The sequence below is a fragment of the Actinocorallia sp. API 0066 genome (assembly GCF_020991275.1).
Classification (GTDB): domain Bacteria; phylum Actinomycetota; class Actinomycetes; order Streptosporangiales; family Streptosporangiaceae; genus Actinocorallia.
The window spans coordinates 19,025-39,645 of sequence record NZ_JAJLQY010000015.1 but is presented as its reverse complement, the minus strand read 5'-3'; the positions used below and the strand labels follow the sequence as shown (position 1 = coordinate 39,645).

27 protein-coding genes, 1 tRNA gene and 1 pseudogene are annotated in these 20,621 nt (G+C 70.0%); 8 read left to right on the top strand and 21 right to left on the bottom strand.

The features are described from left to right. Positions 1-33: 33 nt before the first annotated feature. The 8 genes from LO762_RS29260 to LO762_RS29225 all read right to left on the bottom strand — a co-directional run bounded on the left by LO762_RS29260 (position 34) and on the right by LO762_RS29225 (position 3,777). Positions 34-921, bottom strand: coding sequence for a helix-turn-helix domain-containing protein (locus LO762_RS29260; protein ID WP_374201604.1), 888 nt, complete (start codon positions 919-921; stop codon positions 34-36). 22 nt (positions 922-943) lie between these two features. Beyond that, on the bottom strand, positions 944-1,480 hold the full coding sequence (locus tag LO762_RS29255) for a DUF6879 family protein (protein ID WP_230619366.1): 537 nt from the start codon (positions 1,478-1,480) through the stop codon (positions 944-946). Then, the gene (locus tag LO762_RS29250) at positions 1,443-1,721 is read right to left on the bottom strand and encodes a hypothetical protein (protein WP_230619365.1); all 279 of its coding nucleotides are present in this window, start codon (positions 1,719-1,721) and stop codon (positions 1,443-1,445) included. The genes LO762_RS29255 and LO762_RS29250 overlap by 38 nt, the downstream gene beginning before the upstream one ends. Positions 1,722-1,949: 228 nt before the next feature. Continuing rightward, positions 1,950-2,039: transfer RNA gene (locus LO762_RS29245), tRNA-Ser, on the bottom strand. Between the two features lie 10 nt (positions 2,040-2,049). Beyond that, positions 2,050-2,481, bottom strand: coding sequence for a nucleoside deaminase (locus tag LO762_RS29240; RefSeq protein ID WP_230619489.1), 432 nt, complete (start codon positions 2,479-2,481; stop codon positions 2,050-2,052). Between the two features lie 52 nt (positions 2,482-2,533). Continuing rightward, positions 2,534-3,004, bottom strand: coding sequence for a hypothetical protein (locus tag LO762_RS29235; protein ID WP_230619364.1), 471 nt, complete (start codon positions 3,002-3,004; stop codon positions 2,534-2,536). A 20-nt stretch (positions 3,005-3,024) separates the two neighbouring features. Beyond that, the gene (locus LO762_RS29230) at positions 3,025-3,513 is read right to left on the bottom strand and encodes a tRNA adenosine deaminase-associated protein (protein WP_230619363.1); all 489 of its coding nucleotides are present in this window, start codon (positions 3,511-3,513) and stop codon (positions 3,025-3,027) included. A gap of 90 nt (positions 3,514-3,603) precedes the next feature. Continuing rightward, positions 3,604-3,777, bottom strand: a complete 174-nt coding sequence (locus LO762_RS29225; RefSeq protein ID WP_230619362.1) for a hypothetical protein — start codon at positions 3,775-3,777, stop codon at positions 3,604-3,606. 52 nt (positions 3,778-3,829) lie between these two features. Between LO762_RS29225 and upp the strand changes: the two genes are divergently transcribed. From upp to LO762_RS29200, 5 genes and pseudogenes are all read left to right on the top strand, one after another. After that, positions 3,830-4,465, top strand: coding sequence for a uracil phosphoribosyltransferase (upp, locus tag LO762_RS29220; protein ID WP_230619361.1), 636 nt, complete (start codon positions 3,830-3,832; stop codon positions 4,463-4,465). A 124-nt stretch (positions 4,466-4,589) separates the two neighbouring features. Beyond that, positions 4,590-4,817 carry a hypothetical protein gene (locus tag LO762_RS29215; RefSeq protein WP_230619360.1) on the top strand — a complete coding sequence of 76 codons (228 nt, stop codon included), beginning with the start codon at positions 4,590-4,592 and terminating at the stop codon, positions 4,815-4,817. 41 nt (positions 4,818-4,858) lie between these two features. Beyond that, a complete protein-coding gene (locus LO762_RS29210) occupies positions 4,859-5,068 on the top strand; it encodes a hypothetical protein (protein ID WP_230619359.1) in 210 nt (69 codons plus the stop codon). Next, positions 5,065-5,571, top strand: a pseudogene (locus LO762_RS29205) (PH domain-containing protein); the annotation flags it as partial. The gene LO762_RS29210 and the pseudogene LO762_RS29205, both read left to right, overlap by 4 nt. 509 nt (positions 5,572-6,080) lie before the next feature. Beyond that, positions 6,081-7,373 carry a helix-turn-helix domain-containing protein gene (locus tag LO762_RS29200; RefSeq protein ID WP_255688027.1) on the top strand — a complete coding sequence of 431 codons (1,293 nt, stop codon included), beginning with the start codon at positions 6,081-6,083 and terminating at the stop codon, positions 7,371-7,373. A gap of 146 nt (positions 7,374-7,519) precedes the next feature. Here the strand turns inward: LO762_RS29200 and LO762_RS29195 are convergent, their stop codons facing one another. The 3 genes from LO762_RS29195 to dnaB form a co-directional block, all read right to left on the bottom strand. Continuing rightward, positions 7,520-7,705 (bottom strand): hypothetical protein, encoded by a 186-nt coding sequence (locus LO762_RS29195; RefSeq protein ID WP_230619357.1) that lies wholly within the window; start codon positions 7,703-7,705, stop codon positions 7,520-7,522. Positions 7,706-7,978: 273 nt separating this feature from the next. After that, positions 7,979-8,815 carry an aldo/keto reductase gene (locus LO762_RS29190; RefSeq protein WP_230619356.1) on the bottom strand — a complete coding sequence of 279 codons (837 nt, stop codon included), beginning with the start codon at positions 8,813-8,815 and terminating at the stop codon, positions 7,979-7,981. A gap of 386 nt (positions 8,816-9,201) precedes the next feature. After that, entirely contained in the window at positions 9,202-13,026 is a 3,825-nt protein-coding gene (dnaB, locus tag LO762_RS29185) for a replicative DNA helicase (RefSeq protein ID WP_230619355.1), read from the bottom strand. 239 nt (positions 13,027-13,265) lie between these two features. Here dnaB and LO762_RS29180 point away from each other — a divergent pair, with 239 nt between their 5' ends. Together LO762_RS29180 and LO762_RS29175 are read left to right on the top strand one after the other, a co-directional pair. Continuing rightward, positions 13,266-14,570: an MATE family efflux transporter gene (locus LO762_RS29180; RefSeq protein ID WP_230619354.1), complete on the top strand. Its 1,305-nt coding sequence runs from the start codon at positions 13,266-13,268 to the stop codon at positions 14,568-14,570. 71 nt (positions 14,571-14,641) lie between these two features. Then, positions 14,642-14,830: a hypothetical protein gene (locus tag LO762_RS29175; protein WP_230619353.1), complete on the top strand. Its 189-nt coding sequence runs from the start codon at positions 14,642-14,644 to the stop codon at positions 14,828-14,830. A 14-nt stretch (positions 14,831-14,844) separates the two neighbouring features. Here the strand turns inward: LO762_RS29175 and LO762_RS29170 are convergent, their stop codons facing one another. The 6 genes from LO762_RS29170 to LO762_RS29145 all read right to left on the bottom strand — a co-directional run bounded on the left by LO762_RS29170 (position 14,845) and on the right by LO762_RS29145 (position 17,050). Next, a complete protein-coding gene (locus LO762_RS29170; RefSeq protein WP_230619352.1) occupies positions 14,845-15,081 on the bottom strand; it encodes a DUF4190 domain-containing protein in 237 nt (78 codons plus the stop codon). Between the two features lie 105 nt (positions 15,082-15,186). Next, positions 15,187-15,627: a 50S ribosomal protein L9 gene (gene rplI / locus LO762_RS29165; protein WP_230619351.1), complete on the bottom strand. Its 441-nt coding sequence runs from the start codon at positions 15,625-15,627 to the stop codon at positions 15,187-15,189. A 16-nt stretch (positions 15,628-15,643) separates the two neighbouring features. After that, positions 15,644-15,880, bottom strand: a complete 237-nt coding sequence (gene rpsR, locus LO762_RS29160) for a 30S ribosomal protein S18 (RefSeq protein ID WP_106396786.1) — start codon at positions 15,878-15,880, stop codon at positions 15,644-15,646. 66 nt (positions 15,881-15,946) lie between these two features. Beyond that, positions 15,947-16,456, bottom strand: coding sequence for a single-stranded DNA-binding protein (locus tag LO762_RS29155; RefSeq protein WP_230619350.1), 510 nt, complete (start codon positions 16,454-16,456; stop codon positions 15,947-15,949). A 40-nt stretch (positions 16,457-16,496) separates the two neighbouring features. After that, a complete protein-coding gene (rpsF, locus tag LO762_RS29150) occupies positions 16,497-16,787 on the bottom strand; it encodes a 30S ribosomal protein S6 (protein WP_230619349.1) in 291 nt (96 codons plus the stop codon). 125 nt (positions 16,788-16,912) lie between these two features. Beyond that, entirely contained in the window at positions 16,913-17,050 is a 138-nt protein-coding gene (locus LO762_RS29145) for a hypothetical protein (RefSeq protein WP_230619348.1), read from the bottom strand. A 95-nt stretch (positions 17,051-17,145) separates the two neighbouring features. Between LO762_RS29145 and LO762_RS29140 the strand changes: the two genes are divergently transcribed. After that, positions 17,146-17,916, top strand: a complete 771-nt coding sequence (locus LO762_RS29140; protein WP_230619347.1) for a deoxyribonuclease IV — start codon at positions 17,146-17,148, stop codon at positions 17,914-17,916. 13 nt (positions 17,917-17,929) lie between these two features. On the opposite strand, the gene LO762_RS29135 is transcribed toward LO762_RS29140, so the two are convergent. The 4 genes from LO762_RS29135 to LO762_RS29120 all read right to left on the bottom strand — a co-directional run bounded on the left by LO762_RS29135 (position 17,930) and on the right by LO762_RS29120 (position 20,580). Beyond that, entirely contained in the window at positions 17,930-18,496 is a 567-nt protein-coding gene (locus LO762_RS29135) for a barstar family protein (RefSeq protein ID WP_230619346.1), read from the bottom strand. A 7-nt stretch (positions 18,497-18,503) separates the two neighbouring features. Beyond that, positions 18,504-18,878: a ribonuclease domain-containing protein gene (locus tag LO762_RS29130; protein WP_230619345.1), complete on the bottom strand. Its 375-nt coding sequence runs from the start codon at positions 18,876-18,878 to the stop codon at positions 18,504-18,506. A gap of 28 nt (positions 18,879-18,906) precedes the next feature. Then, positions 18,907-19,740 (bottom strand): D-alanyl-D-alanine carboxypeptidase family protein, encoded by an 834-nt coding sequence (locus LO762_RS29125; protein WP_230619344.1) that lies wholly within the window; start codon positions 19,738-19,740, stop codon positions 18,907-18,909. Between the two features lie 696 nt (positions 19,741-20,436). Beyond that, a complete protein-coding gene (locus LO762_RS29120) occupies positions 20,437-20,580 on the bottom strand; it encodes a hypothetical protein (RefSeq protein WP_230619343.1) in 144 nt (47 codons plus the stop codon). Between the last annotated feature and the right edge of the window lie 41 nt (positions 20,581-20,621).

The following is a 20,621-nucleotide window of genomic DNA, read 5'->3' as shown; positions in this document are numbered from 1 at the left end:
CACAATCGTGCAGAACCTTGCAGCACTTTCTGCTTACGGGTACCGCTCGGTCGCCGCCTGAATGAGTGCGCGAGCCCCGGCACCATAGACCGCGAGATCCGCGAGCGTGTCGAAGGCGCTCTCGTAGATCTCGACCTCGGACCGCTGGGTGATGGTCACCTCGGCGGTGAGGAGTTCGGTGATCACCCGTTCGCTGTCGTAGATCCAGAACGACTTGGGCACCCACAGACGGCTCGTGCGGTCGGCGGTGAAGGGGATGACGCCGAGCACGACGTTGGGCCACTTTGTGGCGGCAGCCAGGTAGGCGAGCTGTTCGCGCATGACGGCTGGGCCGCCGAAGCTGACGCGGAGAGCGGCCTCCTCGATAACCACGACGAAGGCGCGGGCACCCGAACGCATCACGCGCTGCCGCTCCCGGCGCGCCGCGACAGCCTCGGGGAGGTCGTTCCGAAGCTTCTTGAAGGCGATGACCGTCCGCAGTACGGCCGTCATGTAGCCCTCGGTCTGAAGGACGCCGGGGACGACGCCGGTCTCGTAGATCCGGAACCGGTTGGTGCGCTCCCAGAGAGGGACGTAGGACTCCTGAACGCTGCGCAGTCCCGCTCTCTCTCGCCGCCGCCACTCGACGTATGCCGAGGAGACGTTCAGCATCTTCTCGATGAGGTCGTCGGCCCGGTCCGGGCTCCCACAGATCTCGCACCAGGCGCGGATGTCGTCCACGCTCGGCGAGGTCACGAGCGTGAGGATCTTCGATGGTTTGGAAAGGCACCACCCGGCCCGGCGGGCCAGCTCGGCCCCTGACATACCGGATCGTTTAACGATCTCGCGAAGATCGTCAGCGAGTGCCTTGCGGGCCTGTTGTACCGGAGAATCCGCTGGCGGCCGCGGCGGGTAGAGCCGACCAGGCGTCTTGGGCGACATGGCGGACGGGGTCAGGCGCAGCTCAGATCGCGAAGTCCTCGTGGGGCGTGGCCAGCCCCCACAGCGAGTCGAAGGCGCCCCCGACGGCCTTGGCCAGGTCGATGTCCTCGGTCAAGAACCTGCCGTTCGGACGTCCGTCACCGTCGAAGAGGTTGAACATGATCCGCTCACGGTCGATCAGCCAGAAGTCATTGGAGGGGACGAGCAGGTGAGCGGCGGACTCTCGTGCCAGCCAACGCACGTCCTCCCCGGCTTCGACGGTCTGCCAGGTGCCGGCGTGCTCGAACCGGATGTAGTCGGTCGGGGGCATCGACACGACCCGGAGCCGCCGGACGGCCACCCCGCGCTTCACGGTCTCGGAGACCAGACCCTGCCAGTAGCTCTGGCGAGGGGGGCGAGGCTTGTCCCGGTTCTCAAGCCAGTGGAGGTAAGCAGGACTCTCGGTGTCCACGCGGTAGGTGTCGCGGAGTTCCAGATGGTCAAGGCTTGTGGTCGCCGAGCCGAACAGTTCGGTCCAGCCGTCACGCTCCAGCAGCGGAGGAAGCTTCTCCAACTCCATCGAGCCCTTCCAGTTCGTCCAGCGCCCGACGGAGGGCGGGGATCATTCGGTCCGGAACGCGGATGACCGTCTCATGGCCCGGCACAGGTCGGAACAGCGCCTCGACTGCCTCCACGGTCTCGGCGTCGGCGATCCAGGACTGAATCACGATCTCGCGCTTGGGGCGGTCGATGAACACGGTCGGCGACTGGCCCTCTTCACTGCCGGGGTCGGTCCCTATGAACTCGAGAGGCAGGTCCATCTTCACTCCTTCGGCGACGCAGAACCGCGCAGCACGACCCTTCCGCCGAGTACCTCCCAGCCAAACCAAGCTGACCTGGTGCGGCCAGCGAAGCGGCCATGGGCGACCTGTTACTGCGCCGCTGACTACCACCCCACCCTCGATCCACGCGACCTCGTAGAGGATGTCGCCAGAAGAACGAAAACGGCCCTTGACCGTGTGTTTTTGCAGGTCAAGGGCCGTTTTTGGTGGCGGTGGTGGAGGGATTTGAACCCTCGGATGAGTTGCCCCATCACGCGCTTTCGAGGCGCGCGCCCTCGGCCACTAGGCGACACCACCGTGGGAGAGCCTACCGGAATCTGTGGTGTGTGAAGAACTGGGTTATGAGGGCGGCGGACTCGGTGGCCAGGACGCCGGTGACGACCTCGGGAGAGTGGTTGAGGCGGCGGTCTCGGACGACGTCCCAGAGGGAGCCAACGGCGCCTGCCTTGAGGTCGACGGCGCCGTAGACGATCCGGTCCACGCGGGCCAGGACGGCGGCGCCCGCGCACATCGTGCAGGGTTCCAGGGTGACGACCAGGGTGCAGCCTGTCAGGCGCCACTCGCCGAGCACGGCGGCGGCCCGGCGTAGGGCGAGTACCTCCGCGTGGGCCGTAGGGTCGCCGGTCAGTTCACGTTCGTTGTGGGCGCGCGCCAGGATCTGCCCGTCGGGCCCGACGACGACGGCCCCGACCGGCACGTCCTCCCCCGCCGCCCGCGCCTCGGCCAGCGCCTCCCGCATCCACCCCGCGCACCGCTCCAGCACCGCCTCGGAAGATTCGGGGAGGTGGGGGTCAGGCACGGAGGGCGTCTAGTTCTTCGGCGAAGCCCGCGTGTTCGGCCAGATCGGCGAGGGCGTCGGTGGGGACGGCGCGTTCGGCAAGACCGAGAAGGCGGTCCGCGTCGGTACCGAGGTCCGTCAGCACCGCCGGGTCGCCCGCGGGATCACCGTCGGCCTTCGGTTCGAGGCCGTCGGCGACGAGTTCGGCGATCAGCCCGCCGAGCCCGCTGGCCTGCGCGGCCGCGGCGTCGGACAGGAAGATCCGTGGATCGTCCTCACCGTCCACCCGGACGACGCCGAACCACGTGTCGTTCTCCTCAACGAGGAGCACGACGATCTCGCCGGGCGTGTCGGCGGCCGCCTCAACGGCGGCCTCCCGCATGAGGTCGGTCACGTCCTCGGGCTGCTCGGCCTGGCCCAGATCGGCCTCGGCGGCGATCCACCCGGAGTCGGTCTGCGCGAACACGGCGGCGAAGTAGGGCACAGACCTATTGTGACCCGTCGTCACACCAGGCTGTCGAGGGCCCGCTCCAGCGGAATCGCGAATCCGAGTTTCTCGCCGATCGCGAGAAGCATCTCGTCGGGGTAGGCGTCGAGGTCGCCGGAGATCGCGCCGAGCTCCATCTCGTCGAGGCCGAGATCGGCGAAGATCGACATGTCTCCGACGGGGAGGACCTGGTCGAGGTCCTCGTCCTCCTCGGGCAGGTCTATGTCGAGGTACTCCAGCACCTGCTGGGCCAGCGGCCAGTCGAGCGAGGCGGTGACGTCGGACAGGAAGACGAGGACCTCCTCACCCAGGACGCGCACGGCGACAAAAAAATCGTCGCCGACGGCCGCGAGGCCGATCGTCCCGCCCAGGCCCGGGATCTGCCGGAGCGCGTGGATGAATCCGTCGAGGTCCGCCACGAGTGCCACCGGGAGAAGCTCTGTCTCCCACCTGGACTCCTCGCGGAAGACGACGACGGCGAAATCTGTCGAGTCGCTGTCCGTCATACCTCACCCGCCGCGGAATGCTGTGCCACCGGAATGTTCCCAGATGCCGGGCCGCGGTGCGGCGTGAGCGCGTTATTTACAGCGAGAACACTACTCGGCCCGATACGTCCTCCTGCGGAGGGTGGCGTGGATGCGGGCGCGTTTGGAGCGGCGGGGGGCCACCCGGCGGCGGAGTTCACGGGCCTCGGCGAGGTCGCGGAGGAAGGCCGCCCGGCGGCGCAGCCGGTCTCTGATCTCCTCGGGAGTCAAGTCGGTGTCTTCCATGGGAAGTTCCTTCCCGAAGCGGCCACGGTCATCCCTGTTAGGTTGATCGCTCATGGAGATCCTCGCCGTCGACCACCCCCTGGTGGCACACAAACTGACCGCGCTGCGCGATGTGAACACCGATTCGCCCACGTTCAGGCGGCTCGCCGACGAACTCGTCACTCTGCTGGCCTACGAGGCGACCCGTGACGTGCGCGTGTCGGAGGTGACGGTGGACACGCCGCTGCGCGCGGCCCGGGGCGTCCGGCTGACGCGTCCGGCGCCGCTCGTCGTGCCGATCCTGCGGGCCGGGCTCGGCATGCTCGACGGGATGACCCGGTTGATCCCGACGGCCGAGGTGGGTTTCCTCGGCATGGTCAGGGACGAGGACTCCCTGAAGGCCCAGACCTACGCGACCCGCCTCCCCGACGACCTCTCCGGACGCCAGTGCTACGTGCTCGACCCGATGCTCGCCACCGGCGGCACCCTTGTGGCGGCGATCCAACTGCTGTTCGACCGAGGCGCCCGCGACGTCACCGCGATCACCCTGCTCGCCGCGCCGGAGGGCCTGGCCGTGGTCGAGCAGGCGTTCCCGGCGGAGACGCCCATCCGGATCGTCACCGCGGCGGTGGACGAGCGGCTCAACGAGAACGGGTACATCATCCCCGGCCTGGGCGACGCGGGCGACCGGCTGTACGGCGTCGTTTGATCACCGAGGGTTCACCATCACACACCCAGGGGTAACTATCCGTTACGGAGAGTAGTTCTCCTCTCGCCGTCCCGGCCCACCCAAGGGAATCCGCCGGGTCGGCGGGCGAAGCAAGGGACGCGTGATGACTTCCGACCAGCAGGAGTACGAAGAGGTCAGCGAGCGGCTGCGCAAGGAGTTCGCGGCCGTCCACCCCGCGCGAACCGTCGCCAGGTGCGTCACCGTCGCCCTGCACGGCGCGCGCGACGTCATCGGCTCGGACGAACCGGAACTCGTCGAGAAGATAGCGCGCAGACACCTGCGCGTCCTCGCCGTCGTCGCGGCCGAGCGGAGTCCGCGGATCGGCACCTGAAAACGGCAGAATCGCCTGTGCGCTAAGGGATTCCGAGGGGTATGACCGCTACTGTGGTGTGGCCGGTTGACCTCTCGGGAGGCGGGTTCGTGATCAGTGGGAAGCACCTCTTGTGGCTCGGCGGCGGGGTCGCCGTCATCTACGCGATGCAGTCGCCGGACGGGGCCGCCGCCCTCCTCAACAGCACCGCTTCCGGAATCGCCGGCGCGGCCGGTTCGATCGCGACCTTCCTGAACGGGATCGCCTCATGAGGCTCGTCACGCCAGGCGACTCCGCGCCCACCTCGATCACCCGTTACCTGCTGCCCCAGGAGCAGCAGGTCATCGTGGTGCGTAGGCACCCCGCCATCCTTATGACCCCCGTGCTGTTCGTGCTGGGCGGCCTCATCCTCGCCGGGGTGCTCTCCAACAGCGTCAGCAGTGCCGAGTCCGGGCTCGTCGTGAGCGGAATCTGGTGGCTGTGGCTCATCCTCCTCGCGTGGTTCGTGTGGAAGGTCGCCGAGTGGTCCGTCGCGTACTTCGTCATCACCAACCAGCGGATGCTGCTTTCGGGCGGGCTCATCACCCGTGACGTCGCGATGATGCCGCTGTCGAAGGTCACCGACATGAAGTACGAACGTTCGCCCGTCGGACGGCTTCTCGGGTACGGAATGTTCATCGCCGAGTCCGCCGGACAGGATCAGGCGCTCCGCACCGTGAACTTCCTCCCGTATCCGGACCAGCTGTACACCGAGGTCTGTCAGATGATCTTCCCGGGCGGAAAACCGTCCCCGCTGGAGGACAGGCTGCGGGACATGATCGACGCCATTCCGAAGATGCGCACGGAACTCGCGGCGGCCGTCACCACCGGCACCGAACACGACCTCGAGGAGCGGCGGCTCAAGCTGGAGGGCGTCCAGGCGCAGCTCGACCAGCTCGTCGCCGAGTCCGGCGAGTGGCACCGGCAGGCCGCCGAGATCCACCGGCAGCTCGGCGAACGCGTCGCGCCGGGCGAAACGCCGGAACTGTAACCGTCCAGGGCAGTGGCCCGTACCCCCGGGGTACGGGCCACTGACGTATCCGCGCCATCAAGGGCCGTGACGACAACATTCCTGACCCGCAATGTCACAGGTGTGATACGGGGCGGCTCACGCGGCACCGCGCCGGTTACTCTGGCGAATGCACCGGTCCGGTTCTTTCACGGAATCCCCGTGGGGGCCGATGCGGAAATGTCGGCACCCCCGCCGCGTCGAATCGCGTCGAATCTTCTGCTGAGAGAGTTGTCATGCCGGGTCCAGGCAGTGTCGGAGAACGCGTTCGTGACCTGCGGCTGACGCGCCGCATGTCACAGGCTCAACTGGCCGGTCATGACCTTTCCGACAGCTATATCTCACTCATCGAGTCAGGCAAGCGCACGCCCACTCCGGCGGTGCTGAAGCTGCTCGCCGAACGGCTCGGCTGCACGCCCGAGTACCTGTCGGAGGGCATCGAGCCGGAACAGCGCGCGCACGTCGAGGTGCTCGCCCGGCACTGTGAGCTGGCGCTGCACGCGGGCCGCGCCGACGAGGCGCTACGCGGCTTCGACGAGGTCATCGACGCCGAGGACAACCCCGAACTCACCCTCCGCGCCCGCTGGGGCCGCGCCCGCGCGCTGGAGGGCCTCGGCCGGGTCGACGAGGCCATCGCCGGGTTTGAGGAGCTGCGCGAGATCGCCGAACGCGACGCGGGACGCACCAGTTGGCTTCCGTCCGTCATCGCGCTGACCCGGTGCTACCACGCCGTCGGCGACCTCGGACAGGCCGTCTCGCTGGGCGAACGCGCCCTCGCCCGGCTCACCGAACTCGGCCTCTCCACCGGGCCCGACCTCGCCGAGGTCGCGCGGGTGCTGCTGCTCGCGCACCTCGACCGGGCCGACGTCGAGCGGGCCCGCACCCTCACCGCGCTGCTGCCCGACTCCTCCGACGTCGCCGACGCCTACTTCGCGGCCTCCTCCCGCGCGTTGGAGGAGAGCGCGCTGGGCGACGCCATCTATCTGGCCGACCAGGCGCTGTCCGCTGCGGCCACCCGGGTGCGGGACACCTCCAAGGCCCGCCTACGCGTCGCCGGAGCGCGCGCGCTTGTCCGCGGCGACGGCGAGGACAACCTGCGCGCGCTCGACCTCTTCAAGACGGCGGCGCCCGACCTCGCCGGAGACGAGGCGAAGTCCTGCGTCATCGAGTCCGCGCGCGCGCTCATCCAGCTCGGCCGGCTCGACGAGGCCGTCGCCACCCTGCGGGCCGCGCTCCAGGGGGTGCCGCGCCAGCTCGACCCGATCACCGTCCAGGCCGAGCTTGTGCTGGCCCAGGCCCAGCTCGCCCAGGGCGACCGCGACGGCGCCCTCACCGTGCTGCGCACCACCGCCGCCCAGCTCGAACGCCTCCCCGCCACCCGCCACACCGCCTCCCTCTCCCGCGAACTGGGCGACCTCTTCGACGCCGCCGGCGACGGCGCCAGCGCCACCACCGCCTACCGCCGAGCCCTCGAATCCGTCGGCCTCCGCCCCACCCAACGCACCACCCAAGCCTTCGTCGACCACTAACCCTCTGCTCCGGACAGCCCAGAACGGCTCCCCGGCTGACGGACCCACCGGGCTCGGCCTCCCTCTCAACGCGCGGGACGCACCCGAAGGAACGCCGCTTAGGCGCTGACCCCACCGCTGCCGGGCTTACCGGACTCGACCCGGCCTCACCGAACCAGCACGGGGAACACCTGAGCGGCAGCCCGCGAGCACCGCTTCCCACGGACCGCCGACGTCGAACCACACCCGGGCGCCCTCCGGGCCGCGACGTCGGGACGCAGGTCGCGCACCGCGTCGGCGACCGCGACCATCTCCCAGCAGGTGCTCAGTACGCCGGGCTCAGCTCGCCGCACACCCCCTCCCACCGGTGTACCGCCTCCTCCGGCGGGCCGCCCGATGTAGCACCGCACCCAGGTGCCCTCCGGGCCGCGACGTCGGGGCGCGGGTCGCGCACCGCGTCGGCGACCGTGATCTTCTCCAGCGTGCGCTCAGCATGCCGGGCTGAGCGCGCCGCACACCCCCTCCCGCCGGTGTACCGCCTCCTCCGGCGGCCGCCGATGTCGAACCACGCCCGGGTGCCCTCCGGGCCGCGACGTTGTCGTGCGTCTCTGTGGGCTGGGGGCGGGTCAGGCCAGGGAGTTGAGGTGGGTGAGGGTTTCTGGGGGGAGGTCCAGTTCGGTGGCGGCGAGGTTCTCGGTGAGGTGGGTGGGCGAGAGGGTGCCGGGGGTGGGGATGAGGGTCGGGGAGCGGTGGAGGAGCCAGGCCAGGGCGAGTTGGGCGGGGGTCGCGTTGTGGGCGCGGGCCAACTCGGTGAGGGCGGGGTTGTCCTTGGTCTCCAGGGACGGGGCGGCGCAGGGCAGGAACGCGATGCGGCGTTCCTCGCACAGTTCGAGCAGGGTGGTGGCCGCCCTGTCGAACAGGTGGAAGCGCTGCCGGACGGAGACGATCTCGGTGATCTCCAGCGCGGCCCGCAGTTGCGCGGCGGAAACCCCGTCGAGGCCGATATGCCGGATCTTTCCCTCTTCGCGGAGTTCGACGAGGGTGCCGAGCTGCTCGGTCAGCGGGACCTGCGGGTCGATCCGGTGCAACTGGTACAGATCGATCGTGTCCTGCCGGAGGCGGCGCAAGCTCTCCTCACAGGCCGCGCGCAGCGCCTGCGGGCGGCCGTCGATGTGCCACTCCGTCGCCGACGTGCGGGTGACGCCGCCCTTCGTCGCGACGATCAGGCCGAGCGGGTACGGGTGCAGCGCCTCGGCGACGATCTCCTCCGCGATGCCGGGACCGAAGTCGCCGGCGGTGTCCACGAGGTCGACGCCCGCCTCGACGGCACGGCGCAGCAGCGCGACGGCGTCGGCCCGCTCGCCGCGCGCGCCCCAGTGGCCGTCGCCGACGAAGCGCGCGGTACCGAAGCCGAGCCGATGCACCGGAAGATCACTGCCGATGAAGAACATGCCGAACGCCATGACGGCGACTTTACCCCGGCCTCCGACATGCCGCGCCGCCGCAGTAAGCCCGCGCGTCAGCCCAGCTCAGCGCCCCAGCCCTGCCTTATCTGACAATTCATCCGATAACACACCCCACTTTTCCTTCCCCACCGCCATATAACCGACAACCCCTCCCCCGGCACACTGACTCCGCGGCCGGTTCGACCGGCAGGTGTCGGGGAGACACCGTTCCGGTGTCGTGTGGTGCGGTCACACGACACCGGAACCACCCCCGCCTCGCGACGCCAGGCCGTCACAAAGGCCGGGTCGACGACCCTGAAGAAAGCCCGTCGACCTTGATCTCCGCCATGCGCCAGATGACAGGTCGCCCACCTGCCCGTAGTTCGGTGTGGCTTTGGGTGGGGTTAGCCGGTGGCCATGTCCACAAAGCGGCTGTAGTGGCCCTGGAAGGCGACGGTGATGGTGGCGGTGGGGCCGTTCCTGTGCTTGGCGACGATGAGGTCGGCCTCGCCCGCGCGGGGTGACTCCTTCTCGTAGGCGTCCTCGCGGTGCAGCAGGATGACCATGTCGGCGTCCTGCTCGATGCTGTTGTGCAGGGCGATGCCGTTGGCGATGAAGTTGCTGAGGCCCATGACGGTCGCGTCGTAGACGTCCTGGACTCCCAGGCTCTCGACCGAGGTGATCTCGTCCCAGAAGACGTCGTTCGTCGCCACGAGGTCGAGTTCGGTCTCGTTGAGTACCTCGGCGACGCGTCCGAGGCGCCTCCCGCCGTCCAAGGACACGGCGTCACGGGACGACGTGCCGGACGCCGTCACCTCGTCGGCGAGGATCGCCGCGACCTCGTCCCACACGTCGTCCCGAACCGCCACGGACACCGCTCCGCCGACCGAGCGCGCCACCGGCGAACCGTCCCCGTGTCCGCCCGGCGACGGGGAACCCACCGCCGCCCGGGTCGTCACCAGCCGGTCGGCGCCGGGCAGAGCGTCGGCCTTCCACCCGTCCGGGCGCCCGCCTGCTTCGCCGTCAGCCGTCTTCGCGCTCATCCGCGCGCCGTCTCCGCTGGGCGTGAGGGCGGGGTCGGTGAGGGCACGCCAGGGGGTGGTGGCCTTGGCCTTCCGCTGGCGTAGGCGGGCGGCTGTGCGGCGGACGGCTTCGGGGTCCGGAAGGTGGGGGCCGACGACGTCGAGAAAGGCGAGTCGGTCCGGTTCCGAGACAATGTGGAGGCGGTGCCGAGCCGGGTGGCCGCCGGACTCGGGCAGGGACCGCGTGGCGGTGATGACGCCGAAGCGGAGCAGGAGCCGCGAGACGTCGTCAACGAGGCGGCGGCTCTCGGACGTGTAGGACACTTCGCACCAGTCGCCCGCTTCGTCCCACCGGATGCCGCCGTCGGCGGCCCACAGGCGCCCGAGGAACAGGGCGACCTGGTGCTTGGGCAGCGCGAAGACCGGATGCGGAACAAACCGCTCGGAAGCGCTCGGACCGAGCGTCCCGTACTCATCCGGCCATACGGCGACGGAAGGCGACATACCGCCCGACACGCGGGAAGCCTCGCCGAGGCGGTCGGCCAGGACGACGAGTTCGTCTTCGTCCATGGCGGCGGGGTGGAGTGGCGGCGGGACGTGCCGGGGGGCGGCCACTCGGGAGCCGGGCTCCAGGGAGCCGAGGGGACGCCAGCCGTCGTGGGTGAGGAACGGGTGGTTAGCCGTGGCCTCGACCTGGCGGCCGGAGGCGAGGGTGACGCGGAAGACCTCCTTGCGGCCGCTGGAGAACGCGTGCGTGAGCGTTCGCGGGACGTACTTCAGGCGGTCGTCCAGGGCCCAGACGGGGATGTCGCGGGTGCCGCTCGTGTGGAGCTCACCGATGGTGATCTCCTCGTTGGTGTCGGCGCGCGTCAGCCGGGTCGTGGCGGTGACGCAGCCGGACTCGCGCAGGTCGGACACCATGGGCCGCTTGTCGGTGCGCTGCTCCGGACCTCGGTTCAGCTGGGACAGCGCGATGACGGGGACCTGAAGCTCCTTGGCGAGCAGCTTCAGCGACCGGGAGAACTCCGACACCTCGACCTGGCGGCTCTCGACGCGTTTGCCGGACGACATCAGCTGGAGGTAGTCGATGACGACGAGGCGCAGGTCGTGCTGCTGCTTGAGGCGGCGGCACTTGGCGCGGATCTCCATCATCGACATGTTCGGCGAGTCGTCGATGAACAGGGGCGCCTCGGCGACCTCGCTCATCCGCCGGGCGAGACGCGTCCAGTCGTCGTCGTTCATGGTGCCGGAGCGCATCGCGTGCAGGGCGACGCGGGCCTCGGCCGACAGCAGCCGCATGGTGATCTCGTTGCGGCCCATTTCCAGGCTGAAGAACGCCGACGTCAGGCCGTGTTTGATGGACGCGGCCCGGACGAAGTCCAGCGCCAGTGTGGAGTTGTGGGTGGCGACCATACCGGGCCCGGCCAGGTACAGCCTGTCGGCGGCGTCCACCTGCACGCACTTGACCGGCCGCGAAGGCACCTCCCTTACCGCGACCACCTTGCGTCCGTCCGGCGCTGCCTCGCCCGTCGCCCGCGCCTCCTTGTGCGCCAGCCGCTTGGCCGTAAGCCGAAAGACCTCCTCATCGGTGACAAGCACAACCTCCGCTCGGCCCGCTCCCTGACGCGTCTCACACCAAAGACCAAGCCCGACCAGCAGCTCGCCGAGCACCCGCACGAACCCGTCCGGCAGCCCCGCGACAACAACCGACCCGTCCGCCCTCGGTTCTCCGACCACGTCGAGCACCCCGGCGAGCAGCGCCCGCCGCTGCCCCACCGACCCCCGCAGACACGCCCCAACCGCCGCCCAAAGGCCGTCCACACCCTGTGCGTCGCCCGGCACCATGCCAACCGGTTCCCCGCCCAAGGCCCCCACAGCCAGTGCGCCTCCCTCATCCACAGCCTGTGGACCACCGTGCACCCCGGCGGAAAGCGCCCCACCGTGCCCGCGCGACCCGCTCGAACGCCCCGCGAGTGACGCGCCCGCCCCATCGACGGCCTGCGGACCGGCGGACCCGACGAGGAGTTCCCCGCGCTGCCCGATCGCCACGCCCAGCGCTGCGGCGGGCGATCCGTCCACAGCCTGTGGATGTACGGATGGGCGTGCGGGGAGTTCGGCGCGCATCTCGATTTCGGGATCGAGGTCGGGGGTGCCGAGCGTGGCGGCGGCGAGGTGGGCGCCGAGCGTGTAGGGGGCGACGGGGAGGGCGGCGGGCGGGAGGTCGAGGGGGGCGTGGAGCGGGATCGTGTGGTTGGGCGAGCCGGTCGGGGTGTGGAGGGTGGCGGCCAGCTCGGCGGTGGTCAGGACGGCGGTGCGGCCTGCGGCGTCGCGCGTTGTCCACAGGTGGGCGGCGTCGGCGACGACGCGGGAGCCGTCGCGGAAGACGACCTCGTGGCAGACCCGGCCCGTCAGCACCTCGCTGACGGCGACGACGCGGGTGGGGCGGCCGTCGGAGCCGAGCAGGACGTCGCCGGGGGCGGTGGCGCCCATGGTCGTCCACCCGGACGGGGTGGCCAGCGGGGTGTCGAGGTCGAGCGCCTTGCCCATCGCGGGACGGGCGGCGATGACGACCATCTGCCCGGCGTGCAGGCCGTTGGTGAGCGAGTCGAGGTCGGTGAAGCCGGTGGGGACGCCGACCATGGTGCCGTCGCGGCTGCCGATCGCCTCGATCTCGTCGAGCGCGCCGGGCATGATGTCGCTGAGCTGGAGGTAGTCCTCGCCGGAGCGTTTGTCGGCGATCGCGTACACCTCGGCCTGCGCCTGGTCGAGCAGGTCGTCGGCGTCGGCGCCGGAGGCGTAGCCCAGCTGGACGATGCGGGTACCGGCCTCGACCAGACGGCGCAGGACCGAGCGTTCCTGCACGATCTTCGCGTAGTACCCGGCGTTCGCCGCGGTGGGCACCGAGTTGATGAGGGTGAACAGGTAGGGCGCGCCGCCGGTGCGGGTGTGCTCGCCGCGCTTGGTGAGCTCGGCCCCGACGGTGACGGCGTCGGCGGGCTCGCCGCGCCCGTACAGGTCGAGGACGACGTCGTAGATGATCTGGTGCGCGGGCCGGTAGAAGTCGGTGGAGCGCAACTCCTCCACAACGTCGGAGATGGCGTCCTGCGACAGCATCATGCCGCCCAGCACGCACTGCTCGGCGTTGAGGTCGTGCGGGGGCACCCGCTCGAACTCCGACTCCTGTCTGGGGATCTCGGCGATGCTCACCCCGCACACCTCCGCTCTCCGGGCAGACCCGCCCCACTGTTCTAACCCGACCGTCTGACATTCTCGGACCGAAGCGCGACCGCTCCAACTCAGCCCTGTGGATAACCTGTGGATAACCCTGTGGACGAGCTGTGCATCGTGCCTCTGATCCTGTGGATAACCTGTGGACAACTTGGGGACAACCGCGTTGGCCCATCGTGAAAGTGGGCCCTGAGCTGCGGAAACACGATCCACACCCGGTGGACGAGAAAAAGCACAAAGAAAACATCGATGGGGAGATCCTGCGGCTCGCGGTGCCCGCGTTCTTCGCCCTCGTCGCCGAGCCCCTGTTCCTGCTGACCGACGCCATGATCGTGGGACGGCTGGGGACGGAACACCAGGCCGGGCTGACGATCGCGGGCCAGGCCATGGCCACGCTCGTCGGCTGCTGCGTCTTCCTCGCCTACGCCACGACGGCCGCCGTCGCCCGCCAGACGGGCGCGGGACGGCTGCGCGAGGCGACCCGCCAGGGCGTCGACGGCATCTGGCTCGCGCTGCTGCTCGGCACCGCCATCGCGCTCGTCGGCATCCCGCTCAGCCCCGACATCGTCGGCCTGCTCGGCGAGAGCACCTACGCGACCGAGTACCTGCGCGTCGCGCTGCTCGGCACACCCGGCATGCTCGTTGTGCTCGCCGGGACGGGCGTGCTGCGCGGCCTGCAGAACGGACGGTTCCCGCTCCAGGTCTCCCTCGCGATGTTCGCCGCGAACCTCGTGCTGAACGTGCTGTTCGTGCTCGTCTTCGGCTGGGGCATCGCGGGCTCGGCCTGGGGCACCGTCACCGCGCAGACCGGCGGCGCGCTCGTCTACCTCGGCGCCGTCGTCAGGCTGGCCCGTAAGCACGGCTCCGGGCTGCGGCCCGACCTGCGTGGGCTGCGCGCCGCCGCGACCTCCGGGTTCGCGCTCGTGGTGCGCACGGTGACGCTCCAGGCGACGCTCGTGCTCTCCACCCGCGCCGCCGCCCAGCAGGGCGCGGACACCGCCGCCGCGTACGGCATCAGCTCCCGCATCTGGCTGCTGTCGGCGTTCCTGCTGGACGCCGTGGCCATCGCGGGGCAATCGCTGCTCGGCCGTCATCTCGGCGCCGGTGACGTCGCACGGGCACGCGCGGTGACCCGCCGCATGCTCTGGTGGGGCCTCGGCGCCGCGTGCGCGTTCGGCGGCGTGCTGCTGGTGACGCGCGCGTGGATCCCGCCCCTGTTCGACGCCGACCCCGCCGTCGCCGACCTGCTGACGCGCGCCCTCGTCGTCGTCGCGCTCATCCAGCCGCTCGGCGGGCTGGTGTTCGTGCTCGACGGGGTGCTCATCGGCGCGGGCGACATGCGGTACCTCGCGTGGGCCGGAGTGGTGACGCTCGTGGCCTTCGCGCCCGTCGTCTGGCTGGTGTCGGGGCTGGGGATCGTCGCACTGTGGGCCTCCCTCGGCTGGTGGATGTTCGTCCGGCTCGTCACTCTTGGCGTGCGCGCCCGCTCGGGCCGCTGGCTGGTGACGGGCGCCGTCCGCTGACCCCGTCCTGCCCCGCGTCCTCGATTCGAAAACATGCTCGAATTGTCGGTGGGGTTCGCTAGACTTCGAACATGCGTTCACCACACGGGGAAAGGCTCGCCCGCCTCAGTCAGGCGATCGACGAACTGTCGGCGCACGGCCTGGCGGCGCTGCCACCCGACCTGCTCGCCGAGCGGGTCGCCCACATCTTCACACTGGTGGAAGGCATCGACCCCGAGTCGGCGCGCCGGCGCACCCGGCGCGCCGTCATCGAGAACTGAGCACGGGGAGGGGGTCAGCGGGCGGGTGCCACCCACAGGCTGCCGCCCTGCAGCAGCGTGAACAGAAGGAAGACCAGGCCCGCGTAGCCGAACGCCAGGCCGAAGGACGCCATGACGCGGCCGCGCCCGCCGTCCCGGCGGATCCTGCGCCGCGCCAGATGCCCGAAGACAACGGCGAGCACGCTGCCGATCCAGCACAGCCAGAGGACACCGCACACGAGGGCGGCCACCGCGAACGGATCACGACGCACCCGCCCAGTCTCCCCCACAAACCCCACCCGGACCAGCCCACAACGGCCGGAAGCGCAAACGAAAAGGCCCGGATCGGGGGATCCGGGCCTTCGGTGACGCGTGCGTCAGGCGACGTTCAGGTTGACCGTGCCCGCGATCTCCGGGTGGAGGCGGATGGTGACCTGGTGCGCGCCGACGGTCTTGATCGGGTTGCCGATCTCGATGCGGCGCTTGTCGAGCTCGGGGCCGCCGGCGGCCTTGACGGCCTCCGCGATGTCCCCGGCCGTCACGGCGCCGAACAGGCGGCCGTTCTTGCCCGACTGGGCCTTGACGACGACCTTGAGGCCCTTGAGGGAGTCGGCGACTTCCTTGGCCTGGTCGAGCGTCGCGATCTCGCGGGCGGCGCGCGCCTTCTTGATCACGGCGATCTGCTTCTCGGCGCCCTTGGTCCACTGGATCGCGAACTGGCGGGGCACGAGGTAGTTGCGGCCGTAGCCGTCCTTGACCTCGACGACGTCGCCGGGAGCGCCGAGACCGGCGACCTGCTGGGTGAGGATGAGCTTCATGATGTTCGTCCCCTTCCTAGCGCGCGGTCGAGGTGTAGGGCAGCAGCGCCATCTCGCGGGCGTTCTTGATCGCGGTGGCGACGTCACGCTGGTGCTGGGTGCAGTTGCCCGTCACCCGGCGGGCGCGGATCTTGCCCCGGTCGGAGATGAACTTCCGCAGCAGCGGCGTGTCCTTGTAGTCGACGTAAGAGATCTTCTCCTGGCAGAACAGGCAGACCTTCTTCTTCGGCTTGCGGGGCGGTGGCTTGGCCATCGTGGTGCTCCTAGAGTGCAGAGCCCTGCGCGGTGCAGGAATGGACAGAATGGACAGATTACTTCGTTAGAACGGGGGCTCGTCGGAGTAGCCGCCGGAGGCCGGGGAGCTGGTGGCCCAGGGGTCGTCGGGCGGGGTCTGGCTTCCGCCTCCGCCGCCGCCCTGGTAGCCGCCACCGCCGCCGTAACCGCCGCCCCCGCCACCCTGGCGGGAGGTCTTGGTCACCTTGGCCGAGGCGTTGCGCAGGGACGGGCCGACCTCGTCCGCCTCGATCTCGTAGACGGTGCGCTTCTCGCCCTCGCGCGTCTCGTAGGAGCGCTGCTTCAGACGGCCCTGGACGATCACGCGCATACCGCGCTGGAGGCTCTCGGCGCAGTTCTCCGCGGCCTGCCGCCAGACGTTGACGGTGAGGAAGAGGCTCTCGCCGTCCTTCCATTCGTTCGTCTGCTTGTCCAGGAAGCGCGGCGTCGACGCGACCCGGAAGGACGCGACCGCCTGCCCGGACGCGGTGAACCGCAGGTTCGGGTCCTCGACGAGATTGCCGACGAGGGTGATCGTGGTGTCGCCTGCTGCCATGGGGTTTAACGCTCCCGCCTGGGGTGTCGAGATCTAGGGGCTAGTGGACCTCGGGACGCAGAACCTTGGTACGCAGCACCGACTCGCTCAGGTTGAGCTGGCGGTCGAGCTCCTTGACCAGCGCGGGCTCAGCGGTGAGGTCGACGACCGCGTAGATGCCTTCGGACTTCTTCTGGATGTCGTACGACAGGCGCCGACGGCCCCAGACGTCGACCTTCTCGACCGAGCCGCCGCCGGTCTTGACGACGTTCAGGAACTGGTCGACGGTGGGGGTGATCTGGCGCTCGTCGAGCGACGGGTCGAGGATCACCATGACTTCGTAGCGACGCATGAGGTCCCTACCTCCTCTGGACTGATGCGGTCACGGCGTGTCCGTGACAGGAGGGCTAGTGCCTGCCCGTCTGCGCACAGCGCACAGTACGGGACCGCACCACACTACCAGCGCGGCACGGGTCGTCATGCCGCGTCGGCGCGACGCCTGTCCAGCTCTTCCATCAGCTCGAACATCCGGGCGCGGAGCCGGGCCGTCTGCGTGGTCAGGGTGGACAGCTCCTCGATCAGCTCGGCATCGGCGAGCTGGGAGAACTCGTTCATCCATCCTCCTGGTCTCTCGAAGTCGTGTTCGACTCTAGCCGCTGCGGGTGACAAAACCGGGTCCAAGCTGTGGACTCGCCGATAATCTGGCCGGTATGCGCATCGGAGCCCATGTCAGAGCACTCGACCCGATCGAGGCGGCGGCCGAGGTCGGGGCCGACGTCGTCCAGATCTTCATCGGCGACCCGCAGAGCTTCAAGGCCCCGGAGGCGCCCGAGGGCCTTGCCGAGGCCGTCGCCGCGTCGGAGGTCGACGTCTACGTGCACGCCCCCTACCGGATCAACGTCGCCACGGCCAACAACCGGATCCGCATCCCCAGCCGCAAGCTGCTGCAACAGCACCTGCACGCGGCGGCGGGGATCGGCGCCAAGGGCCTCATCGTGCACGGCGGGCACCTCGCCGAGTCCGACGACCCGCAGGTCGGGTTCGACAACTGGCGCAAGGTCTTCGAGCGCCTCGAATGCCCGATCCCCGTGCTCATCGAGAACACCGCGGGCGGCGGCAACGCGATGGCGCGGAAGTTCGACAGGATCGCCCGGCTCTGGGAGACGCTGGACGGTGTCGACGGGCTGGCGGAGAACGTCGGTTTCTGCCTGGACACCTGCCACGCGCACGCGGCGGGTGAGGCGCTCATCGACGCCGTCTCCCGGGTCAAGGCGATCACCGGCCGGATCGACCTCGTCCACTGCAACGACAGCCGTGACGCGTTCGATTCCGGTGCCGACAGGCACGCCAACCTGCGCAAGGGCCAGATCGACCCGGAGCTGATCCTGGCCGTCTGCCGGGAGGCGGGCGCGCCCGTCGTGGTGGAGACGCCGGGCGAGGGCCAGGCCGAGGACATCGCCTGGCTCCGCGAGTCCCTCTAAGCCCGCCGCGCGCCTAACCGTCCAGTGGCGGCAGCTCCGCCACGGCGTCCGGGACGGGCGGCTTCCCTTCGCCCGGCAGGAGGACGTACATGGGGGTGTCGCTCTCGGCCCACGCGTCCACCGCGTCGCCGAAGACGTCGAGGGCGGTCGTGAACGCGTCGGCGTCGCGCTCGGCGAGGTCGGGCCAGCCCGGCCAGACGACCAGGTAGCCCCGCTCGGCGGGCAGCCACTCCATGTCGGTGAGCAGATCGTAGAAGGCGTCCCAGCTGTGGGCGTTGTAGTAGTCGGGGAACTCCAGGACCTCGCCCGCCTGCGCCAGGAACGCGTCCTTGCTGTCGGCGGGCCCCAGGCCGAAGACCTCCCATCCGGCGTCCTCAGCCCGGATGAGCCAGGGCGGCATCTCCAGATCGGCGTGGCCTCCACCCATCACCAGCGGAAGCGCGAGCCGCCCCTCCGCCGTCCTGGTCGGGGCCGCCGCCTGTGCCTTCCGCACGGTGCGGAACAGCTCCTCGGGGTCGATCCGCCAGCGGTAGACGCCGGGCGCGACGCGTCCGGCGATCAGGTCCTCAAGCCCGTGCATGCCTTCCTCAGCCGATGATCCGCAGGAACGTGCGGTAGTGGTCGGGCGAGTAGTAGCGCTCGCCACCCTCCCCCACGACGACGCGCCGTGGCCCCCGCCCGCGCTGTCCCGGCGCGGCGACGGTGAACTCGCGATAGTACCCCCGCGGGTTCACCGGGAGCAGCCGCTCCCGGTTGAGGAACACCGATCCGTCGCGCGGGTAGGGGTAGGGCCCGCCCGCCGCGATCAGAGCGAGCGTCGCGCGCGCCGCCTTGGGCAGGTCGGCGTAGGCGATGGTCGGATAGGCGGTCGCCTCCGCTGCGGGCCTGGCGACGGTGGCGGGCGAACCGCAGGACGTCAGCAGGACGAGCAGGGGCAGGACCATCCGCAGCGCCTTGATCACGCTGTGCGATCCTAGGCGCGGCACCGGGTCAGATGCCGAATCCCCAGTTCAGCAGGCGGGTGGCGTCGGTGAAGCGGCGGTTCGGACCCGGTGAGCCCAGGATGACGCCGATCTGCGTCTTCTTGCCACGGGTGGCGGCGAACAGGAGGCAGTAGCCCGCGCCCGAGGTGTAGCCGGTCTTGATACCGAGGCCGCCCGGGTACTTGCCAATGAGCGTGTTGCTGTTCTTCCACGTGTACGTGCGGCCGCCAGCGCTGCGCACGGTGATCTTCTTGGTGGCGATGATCTTCTTGAGCGTCGGGAACCGGAGCGCGTAGCGGCCGAGCTTCACCTGAGCGGAAGCCGTCGAATAGGTGGAGAACTGGGACGGGTAGGGCAGACCGTCGAAGTTCGCGTACTTCGTGTCCTTCAGCCCGAGCCGTCGCGCCTCGGCGTTCATCTTCTTGACGAACGCGGGGTAGCCGGGGCCGTAGGTGTCGGCGAGCGCCGCCGCGGCGTCCGCGCCGGACTCCAGGAGCGTGCCGTACAGCAGGTCGCGGACCTTGACTCTGTCCCCCACGACCAGGCGTGCCTCGGTGGCACCCCATTTGTCGGCGTACGTGGTGTACTTCCGCTTGATCTTGATCGCCCGGTCGAGGTTGTTCTCCCGGCGCAGCACCACTACGGCCGTCATCACCTTGGTGAGGCTCGCGATCGGCCTTCTGGCGTCGGCTTCGCTCTTCCAGATCGTCTTCCCGTTGAGGCTGAGCAGCCCGGCCTCGGCCTTGATCGAGGCCGGAGGCTTCTCGGCTGCGGCGGCCGGGGCGGCGGACACGGCGACCAACGCCGTCCCCGCGGCCACGGAGGCGATCAGCTTGCGCACGACGCTCCCGGATCTTTCGGTGCAGGACGGTCGCCACCCTGTCAGCCCCCGTCGACGACGTGCAAACCGGACACGGCCCCGAGAAAAGTTATCCACAGATTTGTGCGCGGAGCGTTTTGACGTTGTCGCGGAGCGCAAACTGAGGTCATGACACAGCAAACACTTTTTCCGTTCACCCCGGCCCGGTACACCGTGCTGCGCCTCGCCGGGCACGGCCCGCTCGCCGCCCGCGCCCGGCTCCTCGCCCGCGCCGCCCCGTCCGCCGTCCACATCCTCCGCACCGCCGCGCACCTCTGGGGCCTCGAACTACCGCGCCAGCCGCCGGAGGCGATCCCGCTCGACGTCGCCGTGCCGATCGCGCGCGGCGCGCCGCCCGGCGGCGGCACCACCGAGATTCAGATCGCCGAGGAAGAGGTCGTGGAGGTCGGTGGGGTTCGGGTGACTTCGATGGAGCGGACGGTGTTCGACTGCGCGCGGGCGCTCGCGCGGTACGACGCGCTCGCGCTGGTGGACCAGGGGCTCGCGCGCGGTCTGGCGCGGGAGGCGCTGGCGGTGCGGGCGCGCCGGGTCCGGGGGCCGGGGCGAGCCCAGGCGGCGGCGGTGATCTCGATGGGCGACGCGCGGTCGGAGTCGCCCGGTGAGTCGCTCGTGCGGGGAATCGTGGTGGACGCCGGTTTTCCCCAGCTCGTCTGCCAGCTACCCGCCGCGCCGACGCGCTACCGGCTCGACCTCGGCGACCCCGTCCACCGGTGCGCCCTGGAGTACGACGGCGAGTCCCACCACACCGGCCCGGCGAACCGCGCCCGCGACGAGGCCCGCCGCAAGATCCTGGCCACCCACGGCTGGCGCGTCCTCCCCGTCACCGCGGACTTCCGAACCCG